Genomic DNA, 17,877 nt, shown 5'->3' with positions numbered 1-17,877 from the left:
GGCTGACGGGCCCGCAGCCGCCGGGCCGTCAGCGGCGCGGTGGGCCTGCCCGGTCGACGACACCCGAGGGCACGGCCCCGAGCGTGTCCCGGCTGTCGGTGCGGGACGGGCACCTCCGTATGATGCTTGCCCTACGGCAAGTATTCCGGAGGATGAGCGATGGTGGAGGCACCGGGCCAGGTCTCGCGTGCGCTGCGGGCGGCGCCACCCGACCGGGTGGTGGAGGCGGCGGACAAGGCTATCCGGGCCGGTCTGGGCGCGTCGCGGACGGATGTGTTCATCGCCGACTACCGGATCAGCGGCCTGTGGCCGGTGCTGGATCCGGAGCTGCCCGACGGCGGCTTCCTCGCCTGCCACAGCATGGCGCAGCGCTGCTTCAGCAGCCAGCAGCCGGTGGTCGACTCCGACGAGGCGGGCCGGTGCCGGCTCTATCTGCCCCTGTCGGTGTGGGGGGAGCGGCTCGGCGTGCTGCTGGTCGAGCTGCCGGGCCCGCCCGGCCCGGACACCGTCGAGGTCGCCGCCGACATCGCCGGCGACCTGGCCGTGGCGCTGCGCGCGGCGGACCGGGAGACCGACCGGTACCGCCGCGTCCGCCGGCGCGAGCGGCTGAGCATGGCCGCCGAGATGCAGTGGGAGCTGCTGCCGGGCCGCAGCGTCAGCCACGGCGCGTTCGAGCTGGCCGGCCAGCTCGAGCCGGCGTACACGGTCGGCGGCGACCACTTCGACTGGTCCGTCGACGGCGACCGGCTCACCACGACGGTGCTCAACGGCTCGGGTATCGGGCTGGCGGCGGCGCTGCTCACGGCGGTCACGGTGAACGCGCTGCGCAACGCCCGGCGCTCCGGGGGCAGCCTCGTCGAGCAGGCGGAGCTCGCCTCCGACACGGTCTACTACCAGCACCGGGGCCGGCGGTACGTGGCGACGCTGCTGCTAGAGCTGGACACCGTGACGGGTCGGGTGCGGGCGGTGGACGCCGGTTCCCCGCACCTGCTGCGCCTGCGCGGTGGCACCGTCACGCCGATCCGGCTGGAGCAGCAGTTGCCGCTGGGCATGTTCGCCGAGTCCCGCTACGACGTGCAGGAGTTCGACCTGGAGCCGGGGGACCGGCTGTTCGTGGTCAGCGACGGGGTGTGGGCCGCCGACCCCGGTGACCAGGGCGCGTACGGCGAGCGGGCGATGGCACGGGCGATGCGCTCCACGCGGCTGCAACCGCCGGCCGAGGCGGTTGGTACGGTGATGCGCGAACTGCACGCCTGGCACGCGGACACCGACCTCGGCGACGACGCGGTCGTGGTCTGCCTGGACTGGCGCGGTTCGGGTGGGCGGGACGACGGGTGAGAGCCGTCGCCGGGCCCTCCGGGCACGAGCGGGACGATCGCAGGGGACACCTGGTGGAGCGACCTCCGGATCTCGCCGCGGCGATCGACGCCGCCGCCGAGGCGCTCGTCGGTGTGCTCGACTCCGCCGCGTCCCGGCACCACGTGGCGGTGTCGCCGACCCAGCTGCGGGTGCTGTCGCTGGTCAACAGCCGACCCGACACCAACGTCAACGGCCTGGCCGAGCTGCTGGACGTCGTACCCTCCTCGGCGAGCCGGCTCTGCGACCGGCTGGAGGCGACCGGCCTGCTGCGGCGCGTCGCCGATCCCCGGGACCGGCGGGAGGTGCGGTTGGTGCCGACCGCAGCGGGGGAGGCCCTGCTGCGGGAGCTGAAGGAGCGCCGCCACCGGGCGGTGCAGGCGGTGCTGGACCGGATGCCCGGGCGGATGCAGCACGACCTCCTGCTGGCGCTGCGGGCGTTCGAGCAGGCCGCCACCGCCGCCACGGCGGAGCCGGTGCCGGACTCGTCGGCCCGCACCGCCTGACGCGTTCTCGCCCAGCGCCCCGACCGGCCTTCTTCTTCCATCTAGTATCCTAGGATGCCTTAGCGGTGGTGACGGCCACGACACAGTCCAGCAGGCACCGGGGGCGGGCGCGCTCCTGAGACCGGAGGTGCCGGGAGCGGCCGATATAGTGGCAGCGCAGTCAGCCGGCCCGTGATCATCGATCACGGGCCGTGTCAGGCGACGGTCCCGTACCGGGATCGCAGTGGGGTGCCGGCGCCCGCCGGCCCGACAGCGCGTACGTGCCTCCGCGGCGCCCGTTCTCGACCGGGCGGCCGGAGCGTGCGGCGGAGGAGGTTCGGTGTCGCGTCGGCCGGCTCGCTCGGAGCATGCGGAGGCCGGCGCCGGCACGGGCGCGCCGGCCGCGGGGGACCGCGTCCTGACCCTGCCGAACCTGATCAGCTTCGTCCGGCTGCTCGGCGTTCCGGTCTTCCTCTATCTCCTGCTCGTCGCGCGCGCCGACGTGGCCGCGCTCGTGGTGCTTGCCGTCGGCGGCACGACGGACTGGGTGGACGGTTGGGTCGCGCGCCGGCTGCACCAGGTCAGCCGGCTGGGGGAGCTGCTCGATCCGGCCGCCGACCGCCTCTACATCCTCGCCACCCTGGTCGGCTTCACGGCCCGCGACGTGGTGCCCTGGGAGTTCACCGCGGCGCTGCTGGCCCGCGAGCTGCTCCTGCTCGGGTCGCTGGCGGTGCTGCGCCGCTTCGGGTACGGCCCGCCGCCGGTGCACTACGTGGGCAAGACCGCGACGTTCCTGCTGCTGGCCGCGTTCCCGGTCCTGCTGCTGGCCGCCGCGGTCCCGGGCGCGGCGACGGCGGCGGGTGCGATCGGCTGGGGCCTGGCGTGGTGGGGCCTGGTGCTCTACTGGGTGGCCGGCGCGATGTACGTGATGCAGGCGAGCCGGCTGATCCGGGCGGTGCGGGCGCGGGGAGCGTCGGCGTGACGGCCCCGCCGGGCCGGGACCAGGCCCGCTCCGACCGGGTGTACGCCCCGGACTTCCTCACCGAGTTGTTCCGCAACCCGCTGGATCCGGGGTACGCCGACGCGGCGGCCCGGCGCCGGGAGCGGCAGGCGCCGGCGTCGGGCTGGCGGCACTGGTCGGTGCGGTCGGTGAGTCTGGTCGTGGCGGTGCTGCTGGGGTTTCTGTTCGCGGTGGCGTACCGGCAGACGCTGGAGGCGGAGCCGGGGCGCAGCCAGGCCCGCTCGGGGTTGGTGGCGCAGATCAAGCAGCGGGAGAGCGAGACCGACCGGTTGTCGGAGCGGGCGGACCAGTTGCGGGCGGAGGTGGCGCGGCAGCGGGCCGCGGCGCTGGGCGGTTCGGAGGCGGCGCGGCTGCGCACGTTGGAGGCGGGCACCGGTCTGGGGCGGGTGCGCGGTGACGGTGTGGTGGTGCGGCTGGCGGACGCGCCGCAGAATCCGGACGCGGTGACGGGTAGGGACGTGGGTCCGTCCAGGGTCATCTACAGCGATCTGCAGGGGGTCGCCAACGACCTGTGGGCCGCCGGCGCGGAGGCGATCGCGATCAACGGGCAGCGGTTGACGGCGATGTCGACGATCCGGTCGGCGGGGCAGGCGATCCTGGTGGACTTCCGGCCGGTGACGGGGCCGTACGAGGTGTCGGCGATCGGGCCGGGGTCGATGCGGGACCGGTTCGAGGACAGCCGCAGTGCGTTGACCATGCGGAAGGTGGCGGAGGACACGGGGTTGTCGTTCGGGGTGCGGGAGGCGGAGGACCTCACCCTGCCGGCCGCTCCGGAGCCGCGGCTACGCTACGCGGAGCCTCCGGCGAGTGCGACGGCGTCGCCGTCGTCGGGGGTGGAGCGTTCCGCCAGTCCTCGGCCGTCCGGGTCGGGGACGGCTCCCAGCCCCTCCGGAGGTGGTCGATGATCGCGGTGCTGGCGTTGCTCGCCGGTGTGGTGCTCGGCGTGTGGCTCGATCCCACGGTGCCGGCGGGGTTGCAGCCGTATCTGCCGATCGCGGTGGTGGCGGCGTTGGACGCGGTGTTCGGTGGGGTGCGGGCGAAGCTGGACCGGATCTTCGACGACAAGCAGTTCGTGGTGTCGTTCATCTCGAACGTGCTGGTGGCGGGTCTGATCGTGTATCTGGGTGATCAGCTCGGGGTGGGCGGTCAGCTGTCGACGGGTGTGGTGGTCGTGCTCGGTGTGCGGATCTTCGGGAATGTGGCGGCGATCCGTCGGCACCTGTTCCGGGCGTAGGTTTGTGGCGATGAGCAGCGAGGAGCACACGGAGACGGGTACGGGTTGGCCGCAGCCGGCGGGTCCGGGGCGTCCGTCGGGTCCCGCGGGGGAGCCGGATCCGCGGCCGGACGCGCCGGATCCGGACGAGTTGAGCCCGTTGGCGCCGGAGCGGTCGGAGCCGCCTGTGTTGGAGCCGGGTGGTGACGAGGGCGCGACGGTGGACCTGGGGCGGGCCGCGGGGTCGGGTGGCTCGTCGGCGGGTGCGGGGCCGCGGCGGCGGCGGGTGAGTTCGGCCGGGGTGATGATCGCGGCGTTGTTGGCGTTGCTGGGGTTCACGCTGGTGGTGCAGTTGAAGTCGACGTCGACGGATCCGACGGTGGCGGCGACGCGGCAGGAGGACCTGGTCCGGATCCTGTACGACCTGAATTCGCGGGAGGTCCGGCTGCGGCAGGACATCGCGGCACTGGAGGAGAGTCAGCGGCAGTTGCGTTCGGGTGAGCAGGGGCGCAAGGCGGCGTTGGACGAGGCGACGCGGCGGGCCGACGAGTTGGGCATCCTGGCGGGGACGTTGCCGGCGACGGGTCCTGGGTTGGCGGTGCGGTTCGAGGCGGGTGAGAAGCCGATCTCGGCGTCGCGGGTGTTGGACGCGGTGCAGGAGTTGCGGGGCGCGGGCGCGGAGGCGATGCAGATCTCCGGGGGTGATCGGGCGTCGGTGCGGATCATCGCGTCGACGTATTTCCTGCAGGGGGAGAACGGGTCGTTGGTGGTGGACGGGCGTCGGTTGACGGGTCCGTTCACGATCACGGTGATCGGTGATCCGGCGACGATGCGTACGGCGTTGAACATTCCCGGCGGGGTGGTGGCGTCGGTGACGGGCGACGGCGGTAAGTTGATCGTCGAGGATCGTGAGGCTGCCGAGGTTTCGGCGCTGCACGCGCCGATCAAGCTGGAACACGCCCGTCCGGTCTCCTGACCGGCGCGGCTCGCACCGGTGGTGTCCGGTGCGCCGATGGTGAAGGACGCGTCTGGTGATTCCTGAGGATCTGCGGTATACCGCCGAGCACGAGTGGGTGTCGGGCGGTGGCGGCGGCCCGGTGCGGGTCGGCATCACCCACTTCGCGCAGGACGCCCTGGGTGACATCGTCTATGTCCAGCTGCCCGAGCCGGGTGCGGTGGTGGCGGCCGGTGAGTCGTTGGGTGAGATCGAGTCGACGAAGAGTGTGTCGGAGATCTACGCCCCGCTCGGTGGCACGGTGGCGGCGCGCAACGAGGCGCTCGGCGACACTCCCGAGGTGATCAACACTGACCCGTACGGTGCGGGTTGGCTGGTGGAGATTACTCCGGATGATCCGGCGGCGGTCGACGGGCTGCTGTCGGCGGACGCGTATCGTGAGCTCACCGAGAGCTGAGTGCGTCCCTGCCGGGCGTGGTGGCTGTGTCCGCGCGTCCGGTTGCCCTGCATTTCGGCGCTGGCTAGGCTCGCCCAGTCGACCGAGAACCCAATAGTTGAGCGTTGCGGAATTGCCTTTCCGGGCACGGGGAGCCAGCCGCCGGGTGTTGGAGTGCCCGGCGGCCAGACCCGCCATTACCCTGACGCCGACCGAACAGATCCGTGAGGTGGTCCCATGACGCGCCCAGACGACGAGTTCCCCCCGCTCGACGTCACTTCGACGCTCAATCTCGGTTCGCTCGACGAAGTGCTGGAGGGGCCGGACACCGATGTGGTGCCGAGCCGGATGTCCGGTTCGTTGCCGCCGGGGATGGCGCTGCTGGTGGTTCGCCGGGGTCCGAACGCGGGTGCCCGGTTCCTGTTGGACCATGATGTGACGACGAGTGGCCGGCATCCGGACAGTGACATCTTCCTGGACGACGTGACGGTGTCGCGGCGGCACGCGGAGTTCCACCGTGACGGTGGGACGTTCACGGTGCGGGACGTGGGCAGCCTGAACGGCACGTACGTGAACCGGGAGCGGGTCGAGGCGGCCACGTTGAGCAATGGCGACGAGGTGCAGATCGGCAAGTTCCGGGTCGTGTTCATCGCCGGTCCGCGCCCGGAGGAGGAGGCCGGCCGGGGGTGAACGAGCCTGCGGCCTCCACGCCGCCCGGGGCGGCCCGTGCCCGACCGTTGATGAGCATCGGTGAGGTGCTGGGCCAGTTGCGGGTGGATTTTCCGGACGTGACCATCTCGAAGTTGCGGTTTCTCGAGGCCGAGGGCCTGGTGGAGCCGCAGCGGACGGCGGCGGGTTACCGGAAGTACAGCTGGGACGATGTGGCGCGGTTGCGGTTCGTGTTGACCGCGCAGCGGGACCAGTATCTGCCTCTGCGGGTGATCCGTGATCAGTTGGCGCAGTGGGACGCGTCCGGGGAGTCGCCGGGTCGGCAGCGGCCGACGTTGGTGGCGGTGGGTCCGGGTGGCGAGGTGCCGGGGCGGTCGTCGGAGGAGCCGGCCGAGTCGCCGCAGGTGCGGCTCGGCCGGGCGGATCTGGTGGCGCGTAGTGGTATCGACGAGTCGACGTTGGGTGAGTTGGAGCGGCTCGGTGTGTTGGTGTCGGATCCGCCGGGTTGGTACGACGGCGATGCGTTGATCATCGCGCGGGCGGTGGCGGGTCTGGCGGCGTACGGGTTGGAGCCGCGGCATCTGCGGGGTTACCGGACGGCGGCGGATCGGGAGGTCGGTCTGTTCGCGCAGTTGGTGGCGCCGTTGGCGCGGCAGAGTGATCCGGCTGCGCGGGCGCGGGCTGCGGAGACGGCGCGGGAGTTGGTGGCGTTGTCGCAGCAGTTGCATTCGGCGTTGGTGCGGGTGGGGTTGCGGTCGACGTTGGGTCGGTGATCCGGCGGGGTCGTGGGGAAAGATCTGCCCCGGGAAGCGTGTCGTAGGCTTGCCGGGGTAACCCCTTTCTGGCGCGGGCGTGGTGCAGGTAGCGCATGGGACGGCCGTGTCGCGGTCCGTGTACCGTGCAGGGAAGGGCGCGGTGCGGCGTAGGTGACAACGACACGGAGGCGGCGGTGCGCGAGCTGAGCGTGGTCGGAGTTCGGGTGGAGCTGCCCAGCAACCAGCCGATCGTCCTGCTCAGGGAGGTCGAGGGGGACCGCTATCTGCCGATCTGGATCGGCGCGGTGGAGGCGACGGCGATCGCTTACGAGCAGCAGGGTGTCAAGCCGGCCCGGCCGCTGACCCACGATCTTCTGCGGGACGTGTTGGCGGCGTTGAAGGCGCCGTTGCGGGCGGTGGAGATCACCGAGCTGAAGGAGAACGTCTTCTACGCCGATTTGTTGATCGGTGACGGGGTGCGGGTGTCGGCCCGGCCGAGTGATTCCATCGCGTTGGCGTTGCGGGTCGGTGCGCCGATTCGTTGTGCCGAGGAGGTCCTCAGCGAGGCGGGGATCGTGATTCCCGACGAGCAGGAGGACGAGGTGGAGAAGTTCCGCGAGTTCCTGGAGCAGGTGCGTCCGGAGGATTTCGCCGGCTGAGGTTCGGTTCTGCCTGACTGGTTCCCGGCGGGCGTCACGTTCGGTGATGCTTCGGCGCGGTGGTGATCTTCGTTGTCGTGGCGGCGGCGTGTCGCGACGGTTGTTCCGGGGCAATTTCCGACGGCGGCGATAGGGTTGCCGTGTCGAGGGGTGCACGTCCCGGAAACGACGTGTCACCGCACTGGCGGGGAGGTTGTCCGGATGCACGAGCCGCGAGATCACGATCCGGGTACGGAGCTGGACGAGCCGGGTGTGGCGTCGCCGGGGTCGGCGACCGAGGGTGACGACGCCGTGGGCTATCGAGGTGTGACGGCCTGCCACGCGGTGGGGATCAGCTATCGCCAGTTGGACTACTGGGCGCGTACGGGGCTGGTGGTGCCGAGTGTGCGGGACGCGTCGGGTTCGGGCACGCAGCGGTTGTATTCGTTCCGGGACCTGGTGGTCCTGAAGGTGGTGAAGCGGCTGCTGGACGCCGGGGTGTCGTTGCAGAACATCCGTAAGGCGATCGAGGCGCTGCGGTCCCGTGGGGTGGGTGACCTGGCGGGCATCACGTTGATCTCCGACGGCACGACGGTCTACGAGTGTCGGTCGCCGGAGGAGGTGGTCGACCTGTTGCAGGGCGGCCAGGGGGTGTTCGGCATCGCGATCGGCGGGGCGTTCAAGGAGATCCAGGGGTCGCTGTCGCATCTGCCGGCGGAGCCCGCGACGTCCGCGCCGGCGCAGTCGTCGGCGACGTCGGCGGGGGATCCGGTGGGCGACGAGTTGGCGGCGCGGCGGGCCCGGCGGCGGGCGGGCTGAAGCGGGGCGGTGTTCGTGGCGGTGGCCGGGCGCCGGTCGTATTCGCACCGGTGGAGGGATCGCTGTCCATGATCGATGCCGGTTTGCCGGGCGCCGAGGAGGCCACGTTCGTCGCGGCGGTCCGCTCGGGCGACACGGCGCGGTTTGCGCGGCTCACGGAGCGTCACCGGCGTGAGTTGCAGGTGCACTGCTACCGGATGCTCGCGAACTACGAGGACGCCCAGGACATGACGCAGGAGACGTTCCTGCGGGCGTGGAACAAGCGGGAGTCGTTCAGGGGCCACGCGGCCCTGCGGACGTGGCTGTACCGGATCGCGACGAACGCCTGCCTCGACTTCCTGGAGAAGCGCAACGACCGTACGCCCGTGACTGTCGAGCTGCCGGGCGGGGGCTCGGAACTGCGTCACCTGCAGCCCTACCCGGACCGGATGCTTCCGGAGGACCCGCAGGAGTCGGTGGTGGCGCGGGAGACGATCGAGCTGGCGTTCATCGTCGCCGTCCAGCACCTGCCGCCGCGGCAGCGGGCGGTGTTCGTGCTGCGCGACGTCCTGGGGTGGCCGGCGTCGAAGGCCGCCGACGCCCTCGAGCTGACCGTCGCATCGGTGACCAGCGCACTGCAGCGGGCGCGCGTGACGATGCGCGAGCAGCTGCCCGGCCGCCGCCTCGACTGGCGCAGCCCCGCCACGCACGAACTGTCGAACGACGAGCGTGCCGTGGTGAGGTCGTACATGGACGCTCACGAGCGCAACGATCTCGACGGGCTGACGGCTCTGCTGCGCGACGATCTGCGCTTCGCGATGCTTCCCGAGCCGGGCACCTTGGTCGTCACGGCCAAGGATGCGGTGGAGGGCTGGGTCTCCGGTGGGCTCTTCCGGCCCGGCTACGACTGGCGCTGTCTGGCCACGACGGTCAACCGTATGCCTGCGGCCGCGCTGTATCTCCGCACCCCCGACGACCGGGAGTACCGGCTGTTGAACATCGCGGTCCTGCACATTGTGGACGGGAAGGTCGCCGAACTCACCGGGTTCGAGGCCGCCGGCAAACCGTGGCTGGGCCTGCCCCCGACACTGTGATCACACATGTCCGCGGCGCCGTCGGATCCGGCCGCACGGGCCGCCGTCGCCGGAACCACCCCGGGAGGGGCACCCGGACCGGCTGAATCCCGGCGCGGCAACGCGCACACCGCCGCCCCGCCGGCGTTACCGGCGGGGCGGCGTCATGCGGGAACGATGTGGGCCTGGCCCTACCGGCCGGGGATCTGGGCCGTGCTCATCGCCTCGTCTGGTATCGGGTCAGCACTACGCCGCCGGGAAATGTCCGCGTCTCGACCAGGTTGAGGTTGACCCAGGTGTCCAGCGCGGTGAAGAACGGCGTGCCGCCGCCCACCAGGACCGGGTGGGTGACCACGACGTATTCGTCGATCAGCCCGGCCCGCATGGCCGCCCCGGCCAGCGTCGCGCCGCCGATGTCCATCGGGCCGCCGTCCTCGGCCTTGAGCCGGGTGATCTCGGCGACCGCGTCGCCGGTGACCAGGCGCGCGTTCCAGTCGACCTTGTCGATCGTCGAGGAGAACACCACCTTCGGCATGTCCCGCCAGAGGCGCGCGAACTCGATTTCCGCCCGGGTGGCGTCGGGCCGCTGGTCGCCGGTTGGCCAGTGAGAGCTCATGTTCTCCCACAGCTTGCGCCCGTACAGCGTCAGCTCGCTGGCCCGCATCTGGTCGTACCACCACTGGAACAGCTCGTCGCCCGGCGACGAGTCCGGTCCCTCACCCCCGCTCCAGCCGATGTCGTCGCCGGGCGCGGCGATGTAGCCGTCCAGGGTCAGGTTCATGCCGAAGATCAGTTTCCGCATCGTGCCAGCCTTCCGTGAGTGGATGCCACGTACAGACGGGCGCGGTGCGGAAAGCTAATCGGTGCGCGAGGACCCCGGCTCTCGTCGGGGCCCGCTGCGGTGGCGGTGGGCGGTTTGCCGGCTGCGCCGGTTCCGGTGACCGCTTCGCCGGGGCGGATGTGACAGGTCGGTGTCACGGGTTGGGTTGCGGTGACACGACACGCCCGGCTTTTTTGATGTTTCGTGCGGTGACGCTGCGTCCTCGTCCGGTGGTCCGTCGGTGGCGAGGGGTGGGGTGTCGGCGCCCCCCGGCGGGGCGGGTGGGCGCGGCGGCGGCGCCCCGGTGCGCGCCGCCGCCGGGGCGGGGTGTCCGTGGTGGTCAGTGGCGGCTCGGCGCCGGCGTCGGGTGCGGCGGGCCGGCCGCGCCGTCCGGATCGGGCGGCGGCGGTGCCGCCGCGGACCGCCGAGTCACGGAGCGTGTCCATTTCTTGGCACTCGGTGGCAGAGGCGACGCTCGACCGCTACTTTCCGTGTGCGCGCACGTCGGGAAACCGACAGGTGGGCGGTGACCGGATCGACACGACGCGCTATGGTCCCACTCGCGGTTCCCCTGACGCGGTGTCACTGCACTGTGGACGACGCGTGTCCGTGGGGCCGCCCACCCCTCCGCGCCGACCCCGCGCGAATCCCCTCTCCAGCGGAAGGAACGACCGTGACGGTTACGGAAGAAGCCGCCCCCGCCTCCCACTACGAGCGCATCGGTGGCGCCGCCTCGGTGAAGGCCGCCGTCGAGCTGTTCTACGACCGGGTGCTCGCCGATCCGGAACTCGCCGGCTACTTCACCGGTGTGGACATGGTGGGTCAGCGTCGGCACCTGGCGCTGATGCTGACGGTGGTGCTCGGCGGGCCCAACGAGTACGCCGGGCGCGGCCTGGCCGAGGCGCACCAGCCGCTGCGCATCACGCCGGAGCACTACGCCATGGTGGGCGGGCACCTGACGACGACGTTGACCGAGCTGGGGGTCCCCGCCGACGTCGTCGCCGACGTGCAGGGCGTGCTCGCGCAGGTGCGCGACCAGGTGGTGGTCGGCGGCGACGGGGCGGACGCCTGAGCGTGGACGCCGCCCGGCTCAAGCAGAGCTGGTCCCTGGTCGCCGCGCACGGCGACCAGGTGCCGCTCTACTTCTACTCGACGTTGTTCCTGGCCCACCCCGACATTCGGCAGATGTTCCCCACGAACATGGCGGGGCAGCGGGACCGGCTGGTCACCGCGCTGGGCCACATCGTGTCCCACGTGGACCAGGTGGACCGGCTGGCCGGGTTCCTCACGGACCTCGGCGCCGATCACCGCAAGTTCGCGGTGCGGGCCGAGCATTATCCGGCGGTCGGCGGGGCGTTGCTGGCGACGCTGCGGCACTTCCTCGGCGACCGGTGGACCGAGGAGCTGGCCCAGGACTGGGCGGCCGCGTACGGGCTGGTGTCGCAGGTGATGATCGACGCCGCGCAGGCCGCGGAGGCGGTGAATCCGCCGTGGTGGGTGGCCGAGATCGTGGGCCACGAGCGGCGGGGCTTCGACGTGGCGGTGGTGACGGTGCGGCCGCAGTACCTGCTGCCGTTCACTTCGGGCCAGTCGATCGGGGTGTCGCATCCGGCGGTGCGGTCGTGGCGGTACTACTCCCCGGCGAACGCGCCCCGGGGGGACGGTACGCTGGAGTTGCACGTGCGGGCCGCGCCGGGCGGGGCGGTGTCGTCGCGGCTGGTGTACGGGTGCACGGTCGGCGACCAGGTCCACCTGGCGGCGCCGGTGGGTGACGGGCTGACCCTGCGGTCGGCGGGGTCGGCGGATCTGCTGCTGCTGGCGTCGGGCACGGGCTGGGCGCCGGTGAAGGCCCTCGTCGAGCAGGTCGCGGCGGAGGGTTCCGGGCGCACGGTCGACCTGTACGTGGGGGCCCGCTCGCGCACCGAGTTCTACGACAGCGACGCGATCGACAAGTTGGCGTCGTCGTTCGCGTGGTTGACGGTGACGTACGTGGTGGGTGCCGACCTGCACCGGCCGGGTGAGGTCACGCATCCGGTGGACCGGGCGTTGGCCGACGGTGACTGGCGGGCCCGGCACGTGTACGTGTGCGGCTCCGACGAGGTGGTGTCGCACTCGGTGGCGGCGCTGTCGCGGGCCGGTCACCACGCGGGCCGGCTGCACCACGAGGGGCTCGGCCGGCACTGGTACGGCCCCGCGTGGCGGACGGCGGTGGAGCGGGCATCAACTCCGGACGAATCGGCAGGTCCCAGGTGAAGCTTGCGAGCCCCGCAGTCGCGAACGAGAGGCGGTTCCGGTGAGCGCGAGGAGTGAGCTTGCGAGCCCCGCAGTCGCGAACGAAAGGCGGTTCCCGTGAGCGCGAGGAGTGAGCTTGCGAGCCCCGCAGTCGCGAACGAGAGGCGGTTCCGGTGAGCGCTGACCAGGTCAGCAGGTATGAGGGCGGGCACGTCTCCGGCGGCGCGCAGGTGCGGATGACCGCCGACCGGGTGCGCCGGTGGGAGTTCGGCGCGGCTTCGTTCGCCCGTCGTGGGTACGACAACGCCGACGTGGACCGGTTCCGGATGCAGGTGGCCGACGAGTTGGATCTGCTCTCGGCGCAGGTGGCGAACCTGCGGGCGGAGAACGAGCGGCTCAACAACCAGTTGGAGCTGCACCGGCACGGGGTGCTGCCGAGCGCGCCGGCGGCGGTGCCCGCGGCGAAGGAGGTGAATCTGCTGTCGGCGGCGCAGCGGGAGGCCGAGCAGATCATCGCCCAGGCGCACGACTATGCGCGGCGGGTCGCCGAGTACGCCCGGACGCAGTACGAGAGTTACGTGCGGGCGGCGGCGGAGGAGGCGCGGCAGGAGGCGGAGCGGGTGGTGCGGGACTACCGTGCGGCGGCCGGGGCGGACTTCGACGACGGGGTGGCGGCCCGGGAGGCGTTGCGGATCTACGGCGAGATGATGATCTCGCACATGCGGGCGGCGGCGCGGCATCTCGACGACGGCACGGAGCAGTTGGCCCGGACGATGGAGCGGTTGACGGGTGCGGGGTCGGCCGTCGGGGTGGGCGCCGGGCAGGGTGCGCTGCCCCGCCACCAGCAGCGGTGAGCGGTGGCCGGCCCGCGACGAGGCGGGCCGGCCACGGGCGCGCACCGGGGCAGCGGTGTCACCAGGGCAGTGGCTGCCCGTCCCGGAAGAACCCGCCGGTGGGGCCGTCGTCGGGGATCCGTACGGCCCACAGGACGCTGGCGGCGCCCTGGGCGGGGGTGCGCGGGGCGGTGGGTCCGCCCATGTCGGTGGCGACCCATCCGGGGCAGACGGAGTTGACGAGGACGCCGTCGGGGGCGAGCTGCGCGGCGAGCAGCCGGGTCAGCGCGTTGAGGGCGGCCTTCGACATCGCGTACGCGGGGGTGGCGGCGTGCATGTCGGTCAGTGAGCCGCTCTCGCTGGAGACGTTGACGATGCGCCGGCCGGGGCTGTGGTGGCGCATCAGCGGCGCCAGTGCCTGGCTGACCCGCCAGGCGCCAATGGCGTTGACGTCCAGGGTGTCGCGGACGAGGTCCAGGTCGGCGCCGAGCGGGTCCTGCCAGGTGTCGTAGTTGACGGCGGCGTTGTTGACCAGGACGTCCACCCGGCCGTACCGGTCGCGCAGCCGCCCCGCGAAGCGGGCGACGCTGTCGGCGTCGGCGACGTCGAGCTGCTCGACGCTGGCCTGCGCGGGGAGATCCCGGGCTGCGGCGCGGCCGCGAGCGGGGTCGCGGACGGCGAGGACCGTCCGGTAGCCGTCACGGGCCAACTGGTCGGCGACCGCCTTGCCGATGCCCCGGTTGGCGCCGGTCACCACGGCGACCGGCGTCGTCTTCGTCGGTTCCTTCATGATCGGGAAGTGTGCCAGCCCGGCGTCGGCCGGTCGTGGCGGACCACGGCGGATGCCAGCTGCGGTTGGCGGGTCAGCGGGCGGTCGTGGCGGCCACGGCGTCGGCGATCGGGGTCTCGCCGCCGACGAGTTCCAGGATCAGTCCGGCGGTGCGGGGCGCGTAGAGCAGGGCCACCAGCACGCGGGCGACGTCGGTGCGGGTGACCGCGCCGGCGGGCGCGTGCCGGGCGAGGGTGATCCGCCCCGTGGGCGGGTCGTCGGTGAGCCGGCCGGGTCGCAGCACCGTCCAGTCGAGGTCGCGGCGGGTGAGGTCGTCCTCGGCGGCCTTCTTGGCCCGCAGGTAGGCGGCGAACACCTCGTCGGTGCCGGCGGGCGGCTCGTCCTCCACGCCGACGGAGGAGACCAGCAGGTAGCGGCGGACTCCGGCGCGTTCGGCGGCGTCGGCGAGCAGCACGGCGGCGCCCCGGTCGACGGTGTCCTTGCGGGCGGCGCCGCTGCCGGGACCGGCGCCGGCGGCGAAGATCACCGCGTCGGCGCCGTCGAGGTGGCCGGCGAGTTCGTCGACGCCGACGTGTTCCAGGTCGGCGACGAGGGGGTGGGCGCCGGCGGCGGTGAGCGCGGCGGCGTGGTCGGGGTTGCGGATGAGACCGACGGCGGTGTCGCCGCGCCCGGCGAGTTCCCGGTGGGTCAGCTGGGCGATCTTGCCGTGGCCTCCGGCGATGACGACGCGCATACCTGCCAACCTAGTCGCCGCCGGGCGGCGGTGTCCGGGGTCGCCGGTGTTCGCCGGGGGCCGGGTCGCTGAGGCAGCATGGACGGGTGACGGAGACGATCGACGCGCTGGCCGGCCTGGTGGCCGGCGGTGGTGTCGTGGTGTTGAGCGGCGCGGGCCTGTCCACCGAGTCGGGCATCCCGGACTATCGGGGACCCAGCGGGGCGGCGCGGCGGCACACCCCGATGACGTACCAGGTGTTCACGCGGGACGCGCAGGCGCGGCGGCGCTACTGGGCGCGCAGCCACCTGGGGTGGCGGGTGATCGCGCGGGCGGCGCCGAACGACGGGCACCGGGCGGTGGCCAGACTGCAGCGCGGTGGCCTGGTCGACGGGGTGATCACGCAGAACGTCGACGGTCTGCACACCGCGGCGGGCAGCCCGCGGGTGGTGGAGCTGCACGGCCGCCTCGACGAGGTGGTGTGCCTGGACTGTGGCAACCAGACGTCGCGGGAGGAGCTGGACCGGCGGCTGCGGGAGGCCAATCCGGGGTTCGACGCGCGGGTCGCGGCGGTGAACCCGGACGGCGACGTGGATCTCGCCGACGACGCGGTGGCCCGGTTCCGCACGGTCGACTGCGCGTTGTGCCGCGGCGGCATGCTCAAGCCCGACGTGGTGTACTTCGGTGAGACCGTGCCGGCGCCGCGGGTGGCCCGCTGTTTCGACATGGTGGAGCGGGCGCGGCTGCTGCTGGTGCTGGGGTCGTCGTTGACGGTGATGTCGGGTCGCCGCTTCGTGCTGCGGGCGGCGAAGCTCGGCATACCGGTGGTGATCGTCAATCAGGGGCCGACGCGGGGCGACGGGTATGCGGCACTGACGGTCGACGCGCCGCTGGGTCGGTTGCTGCCGGCGCTGGCCGACCGGACGGTGGGGGTCGCCGGTGCCGGCGACGCGGAGCAGGTGTCGGCGGGGCTGACGGCGGCGCGGTGACCGGCGGCCCCCACCGTCCGGTCGCGGCCGGGGCGGGCACGGCGGGTCGGGGAGGCCGGCGTCGTCCGGGGCGCTGGCGGGGACGGGCGTCGGCCTGGGCCGCCGGGTGGCGGGGTGCCGTGCGCGGGTGCGGACAGCGGGCCGGCGGCGAACGGTGCGGCGGCGCGGGCTGTCGGCACGTCGGCGGGGATCAGTCGAGCAGGCCGGCGCGGTGGGCGAGGATCGCCGCCTGCACCCGGTTGGCGAGGCCCAGCTTCGCGAGGATCCGGCTGACGTGGGTCTTCGCCGTCGCCTCGCTCATGTAGAGGGTGGCGGCGATCTCGCTGTTCGACAGGCCCCCGCCGACGGCGACCAGCACCTCGCGTTCCTTGTCGGTCAGGACGGCCAGCCGTCTGAGGGCGTCGCCGCGCCGCTGCGGGGCCGGCCCGGTGAGCGTCCGCAGCAGTCTGCGGGTGACCCGGGGTGAGATCATCGCGTCGCCGCGCGCCGCGCTGCGTACCGCGCCGAGCATGTCGGCGGCCGAGGCGTCCTTGAGCAGGAACCCGACGGCGCCGTGCAGCAGCGCGGTGTGCACGTATTCGTCGAGGTCGAACGTGGTGAGCACGACGACGTGCGGCGGCGGGGTCAGGCGCGCCATCCGCTCCGTCGCGGTCAGCCCGTCGCCCCGGGGCATGCGGATGTCCATGAGGACGACGTCGGGTCGCAGCGTCCGGGCGGCGGCGACGGCTTCGACGCCGTCGGAGGCCTCGCCCGTCACCGTGACGTCGGGCGCCGCCTCCAGGATCGTGCGCAGCATCGCGCGCACCATCCACTCGTCGTCGACGATCAGCGTCCGGATCGGGGTGGCCGGTGTGCTCACCGCTGCCCGCCACGGCCGGTCGGCACCTCGGCGGTCACCTCGAAGCCGCCGTCGCGGGTGGGACCGGCGGTGAACTCGCCGCCGACGAGCCGCACCCGTTCGGCGAGCCCGAGCAGCCCGTGGCCGCCGGCCGGCAGCGGCGCGTCGGTGACCGGCCGTCCCGGGCCGTTGCGGACCGACAGTCGCAGCGCGTTGGGGGTCTGCTCGACGCGTACGCGGGTCGATGCTCCGGGCGCGTGTTTGTGCACGTTGGTGAGGGCCTCCTGGACGAACCGGTAGGCGGTGTGCCCCACCAGCAGTGGAGGTCGCTGTCCGGCCGGGTCCGTCACGTCGAGGGTGACGGGGATGCCGACGCGTCGGGACTCCCCGATGAGGACGTCCAGGTCGGCCAGGCCCGGCTGCGGGGTGAGCGGCGCGTCGTCGTCGTTGCGGAGGACCTCCACCAGGGCGCGGAGTTCGGCGAGGGCCTCCCGGCCGGTCGCGCCGATCTGTCGGCCGATGGTGACCGCGTCCCTGCCTCGGGTGGCCTCCAACGCGGTGGCCTGAAGCACCATCAACGAGACCCGGTGGGTGAGCACGTCGTGCATGTCGCGGGCGATCTGCGCCCGTTCGTCGCTGCGGGCCCGGGCGATGCGCTGCTGCTGCTCGCGCTCGCCGCGTTCCGCCCGTTCCCGGATGCGGTGCACCAGTTCGTGCCTGGTGCCGACGTAGAGGCCGAGCAGCACTGGCGCGACACATCCCGCCATGCTGATCGGGATGGCGCCGTCCGCGCCGGCGAACCGCCAGATCGGCACGGCCACCAGTACGGTGGACGCCAGCGTGGCGGCGGCGACCTTGGGCCCACCGGGGCGGCGTTCGCCCAGCGTGTAGAGCGCGACCGCGACGGCCGCGTGGGCCGACACGAGAGCGTTCGCCAGCAGCGCAGCGGCCAGCAGGGTGACCGGCAGTTTTCGTCGCCATCCGGTCAGCAGCCCCAGCGTCGCGGCGAGCGGGACGCCGAGCCACGGCGGCGGGACGCGGTCGTCGAGGCCGGCCAGGGTCGGGCCGAAGAAGTCGTTGGTCCCGAACGCGCCGGTCGCCGTGAGCACCGCGACGAGCAGCGCCACGGCCGTGTCGGTGGGCGCGGGCCGCCGGAGCCGGCGCGTCGCCGGATGTGGGTCGTACGCGTTCATCGTGCCGCCAGGGTAGGCGCCCTGCCGGGGTGGGCGCGTCGGCGGAAAGTTGTAGCCGGCGCCGGCGAAAC

21 protein-coding genes are annotated in these 17,877 nt (G+C 72.8%); 16 read left to right on the top strand and 5 right to left on the bottom strand.

Translation table 11 applies throughout. The features are described from left to right. The first annotated feature begins 159 nt into the window (after positions 1-159). The 12 genes from ACWENR_RS14885 (at position 160) to ACWENR_RS14830 (ending at position 9,420) form a co-directional block, all read left to right on the top strand. The gene (locus ACWENR_RS14885; protein ID WP_452277537.1) at positions 160-1,338 is read left to right on the top strand and encodes a PP2C family protein-serine/threonine phosphatase; all 1,179 of its coding nucleotides are present in this window, start codon (positions 160-162) and stop codon (positions 1,336-1,338) included. Between the two features lie 53 nt (positions 1,339-1,391). Further along, entirely contained in the window at positions 1,392-1,862 is a 471-nt protein-coding gene (locus ACWENR_RS14880; protein WP_452277536.1) for a MarR family transcriptional regulator, read from the top strand. A 319-nt stretch (positions 1,863-2,181) separates the two neighbouring features. Continuing rightward, complete coding sequence (locus ACWENR_RS14875) at positions 2,182-2,823, top strand: CDP-alcohol phosphatidyltransferase family protein (RefSeq protein WP_452277535.1); 642 nt, start codon at positions 2,182-2,184, stop codon at positions 2,821-2,823. Beyond that, positions 2,820-3,767, top strand: coding sequence for a DUF881 domain-containing protein (locus tag ACWENR_RS14870; protein ID WP_452277534.1), 948 nt, complete (start codon positions 2,820-2,822; stop codon positions 3,765-3,767). The genes ACWENR_RS14875 and ACWENR_RS14870 overlap by 4 nt, the downstream gene beginning before the upstream one ends. Continuing rightward, positions 3,764-4,096 carry a small basic family protein gene (locus ACWENR_RS14865; protein WP_091106953.1) on the top strand — a complete coding sequence of 111 codons (333 nt, stop codon included), beginning with the start codon at positions 3,764-3,766 and terminating at the stop codon, positions 4,094-4,096. The genes ACWENR_RS14870 and ACWENR_RS14865 overlap by 4 nt, the downstream gene beginning before the upstream one ends. Positions 4,097-4,106: 10 nt before the next feature. Next, complete coding sequence (locus tag ACWENR_RS14860) at positions 4,107-5,051, top strand: DUF881 domain-containing protein (protein ID WP_452277533.1); 945 nt, start codon at positions 4,107-4,109, stop codon at positions 5,049-5,051. Positions 5,052-5,106: 55 nt separating this feature from the next. Continuing rightward, positions 5,107-5,487, top strand: a complete 381-nt coding sequence (gcvH, locus tag ACWENR_RS14855; protein ID WP_452277532.1) for a glycine cleavage system protein GcvH — start codon at positions 5,107-5,109, stop codon at positions 5,485-5,487. 216 nt (positions 5,488-5,703) lie between these two features. Beyond that, the gene (odhI, locus tag ACWENR_RS14850; protein WP_007071101.1) at positions 5,704-6,156 is read left to right on the top strand and encodes an oxoglutarate dehydrogenase inhibitor Odhl; all 453 of its coding nucleotides are present in this window, start codon (positions 5,704-5,706) and stop codon (positions 6,154-6,156) included. A gap of 50 nt (positions 6,157-6,206) precedes the next feature. Then, complete coding sequence (ftsR, locus tag ACWENR_RS14845) at positions 6,207-6,908, top strand: transcriptional regulator FtsR (protein WP_176737598.1); 702 nt, start codon at positions 6,207-6,209, stop codon at positions 6,906-6,908. Between the two features lie 176 nt (positions 6,909-7,084). Continuing rightward, entirely contained in the window at positions 7,085-7,549 is a 465-nt protein-coding gene (locus tag ACWENR_RS14840) for a bifunctional nuclease family protein (protein WP_089014393.1), read from the top strand. A gap of 201 nt (positions 7,550-7,750) precedes the next feature. Continuing rightward, positions 7,751-8,347, top strand: a complete 597-nt coding sequence (locus ACWENR_RS14835; RefSeq protein WP_452277531.1) for a MerR family transcriptional regulator — start codon at positions 7,751-7,753, stop codon at positions 8,345-8,347. A 50-nt stretch (positions 8,348-8,397) separates the two neighbouring features. Further along, complete coding sequence (locus ACWENR_RS14830) at positions 8,398-9,420, top strand: RNA polymerase subunit sigma-70 (protein WP_452277530.1); 1,023 nt, start codon at positions 8,398-8,400, stop codon at positions 9,418-9,420. A gap of 196 nt (positions 9,421-9,616) precedes the next feature. Here the strand turns inward: ACWENR_RS14830 and ACWENR_RS14825 are convergent, their stop codons facing one another. Next, positions 9,617-10,201 (bottom strand): dihydrofolate reductase family protein, encoded by a 585-nt coding sequence (locus ACWENR_RS14825; protein WP_452277529.1) that lies wholly within the window; start codon positions 10,199-10,201, stop codon positions 9,617-9,619. 691 nt (positions 10,202-10,892) lie between these two features. Here ACWENR_RS14825 and ACWENR_RS14820 point away from each other — a divergent pair. From ACWENR_RS14820 to ACWENR_RS14810, 3 genes are all read left to right on the top strand, one after another. Beyond that, entirely contained in the window at positions 10,893-11,291 is a 399-nt protein-coding gene (locus ACWENR_RS14820) for a group I truncated hemoglobin (protein WP_452277528.1), read from the top strand. A gap of 2 nt (positions 11,292-11,293) precedes the next feature. Beyond that, on the top strand, positions 11,294-12,472 hold the full coding sequence (locus tag ACWENR_RS14815) for a globin domain-containing protein (RefSeq protein WP_452277527.1): 1,179 nt from the start codon (positions 11,294-11,296) through the stop codon (positions 12,470-12,472). Between the two features lie 152 nt (positions 12,473-12,624). Continuing rightward, positions 12,625-13,305 (top strand): DivIVA domain-containing protein, encoded by a 681-nt coding sequence (locus ACWENR_RS14810; protein ID WP_452277526.1) that lies wholly within the window; start codon positions 12,625-12,627, stop codon positions 13,303-13,305. A 58-nt stretch (positions 13,306-13,363) separates the two neighbouring features. Here ACWENR_RS14810 and ACWENR_RS14805 read toward each other — a convergent pair whose 3' ends face one another. Further along, positions 13,364-14,074: an SDR family oxidoreductase gene (locus ACWENR_RS14805; protein ID WP_452277525.1), complete on the bottom strand. Its 711-nt coding sequence runs from the start codon at positions 14,072-14,074 to the stop codon at positions 13,364-13,366. 73 nt (positions 14,075-14,147) lie between these two features. Continuing rightward, positions 14,148-14,807 carry an SDR family oxidoreductase gene (locus tag ACWENR_RS14800; protein WP_452277524.1) on the bottom strand — a complete coding sequence of 220 codons (660 nt, stop codon included), beginning with the start codon at positions 14,805-14,807 and terminating at the stop codon, positions 14,148-14,150. An 86-nt stretch (positions 14,808-14,893) separates the two neighbouring features. On the opposite strand from ACWENR_RS14800, the gene ACWENR_RS14795 reads away from it, so the two are divergent. Next, complete coding sequence (locus ACWENR_RS14795) at positions 14,894-15,775, top strand: NAD-dependent protein deacetylase (RefSeq protein ID WP_452277523.1); 882 nt, start codon at positions 14,894-14,896, stop codon at positions 15,773-15,775. Between the two features lie 190 nt (positions 15,776-15,965). Here ACWENR_RS14795 and ACWENR_RS14790 read toward each other — a convergent pair whose 3' ends face one another. Both ACWENR_RS14790 and ACWENR_RS14785 read right to left on the bottom strand, forming a co-directional pair. Further along, entirely contained in the window at positions 15,966-16,634 is a 669-nt protein-coding gene (locus tag ACWENR_RS14790) for a response regulator (protein ID WP_452277522.1), read from the bottom strand. Further along, entirely contained in the window at positions 16,631-17,806 is a 1,176-nt protein-coding gene (locus ACWENR_RS14785) for a sensor histidine kinase (RefSeq protein WP_452277521.1), read from the bottom strand. Before ACWENR_RS14785 ends, ACWENR_RS14790 begins: the two co-directional genes overlap by 4 nt. Positions 17,807-17,877: the final 71 nt, after the last annotated feature.

It is taken from the genome of Micromonospora sp. NPDC004336 (assembly GCF_053602615.1).
This window is presented reverse-complemented; position numbering and strand designations above follow the sequence as displayed.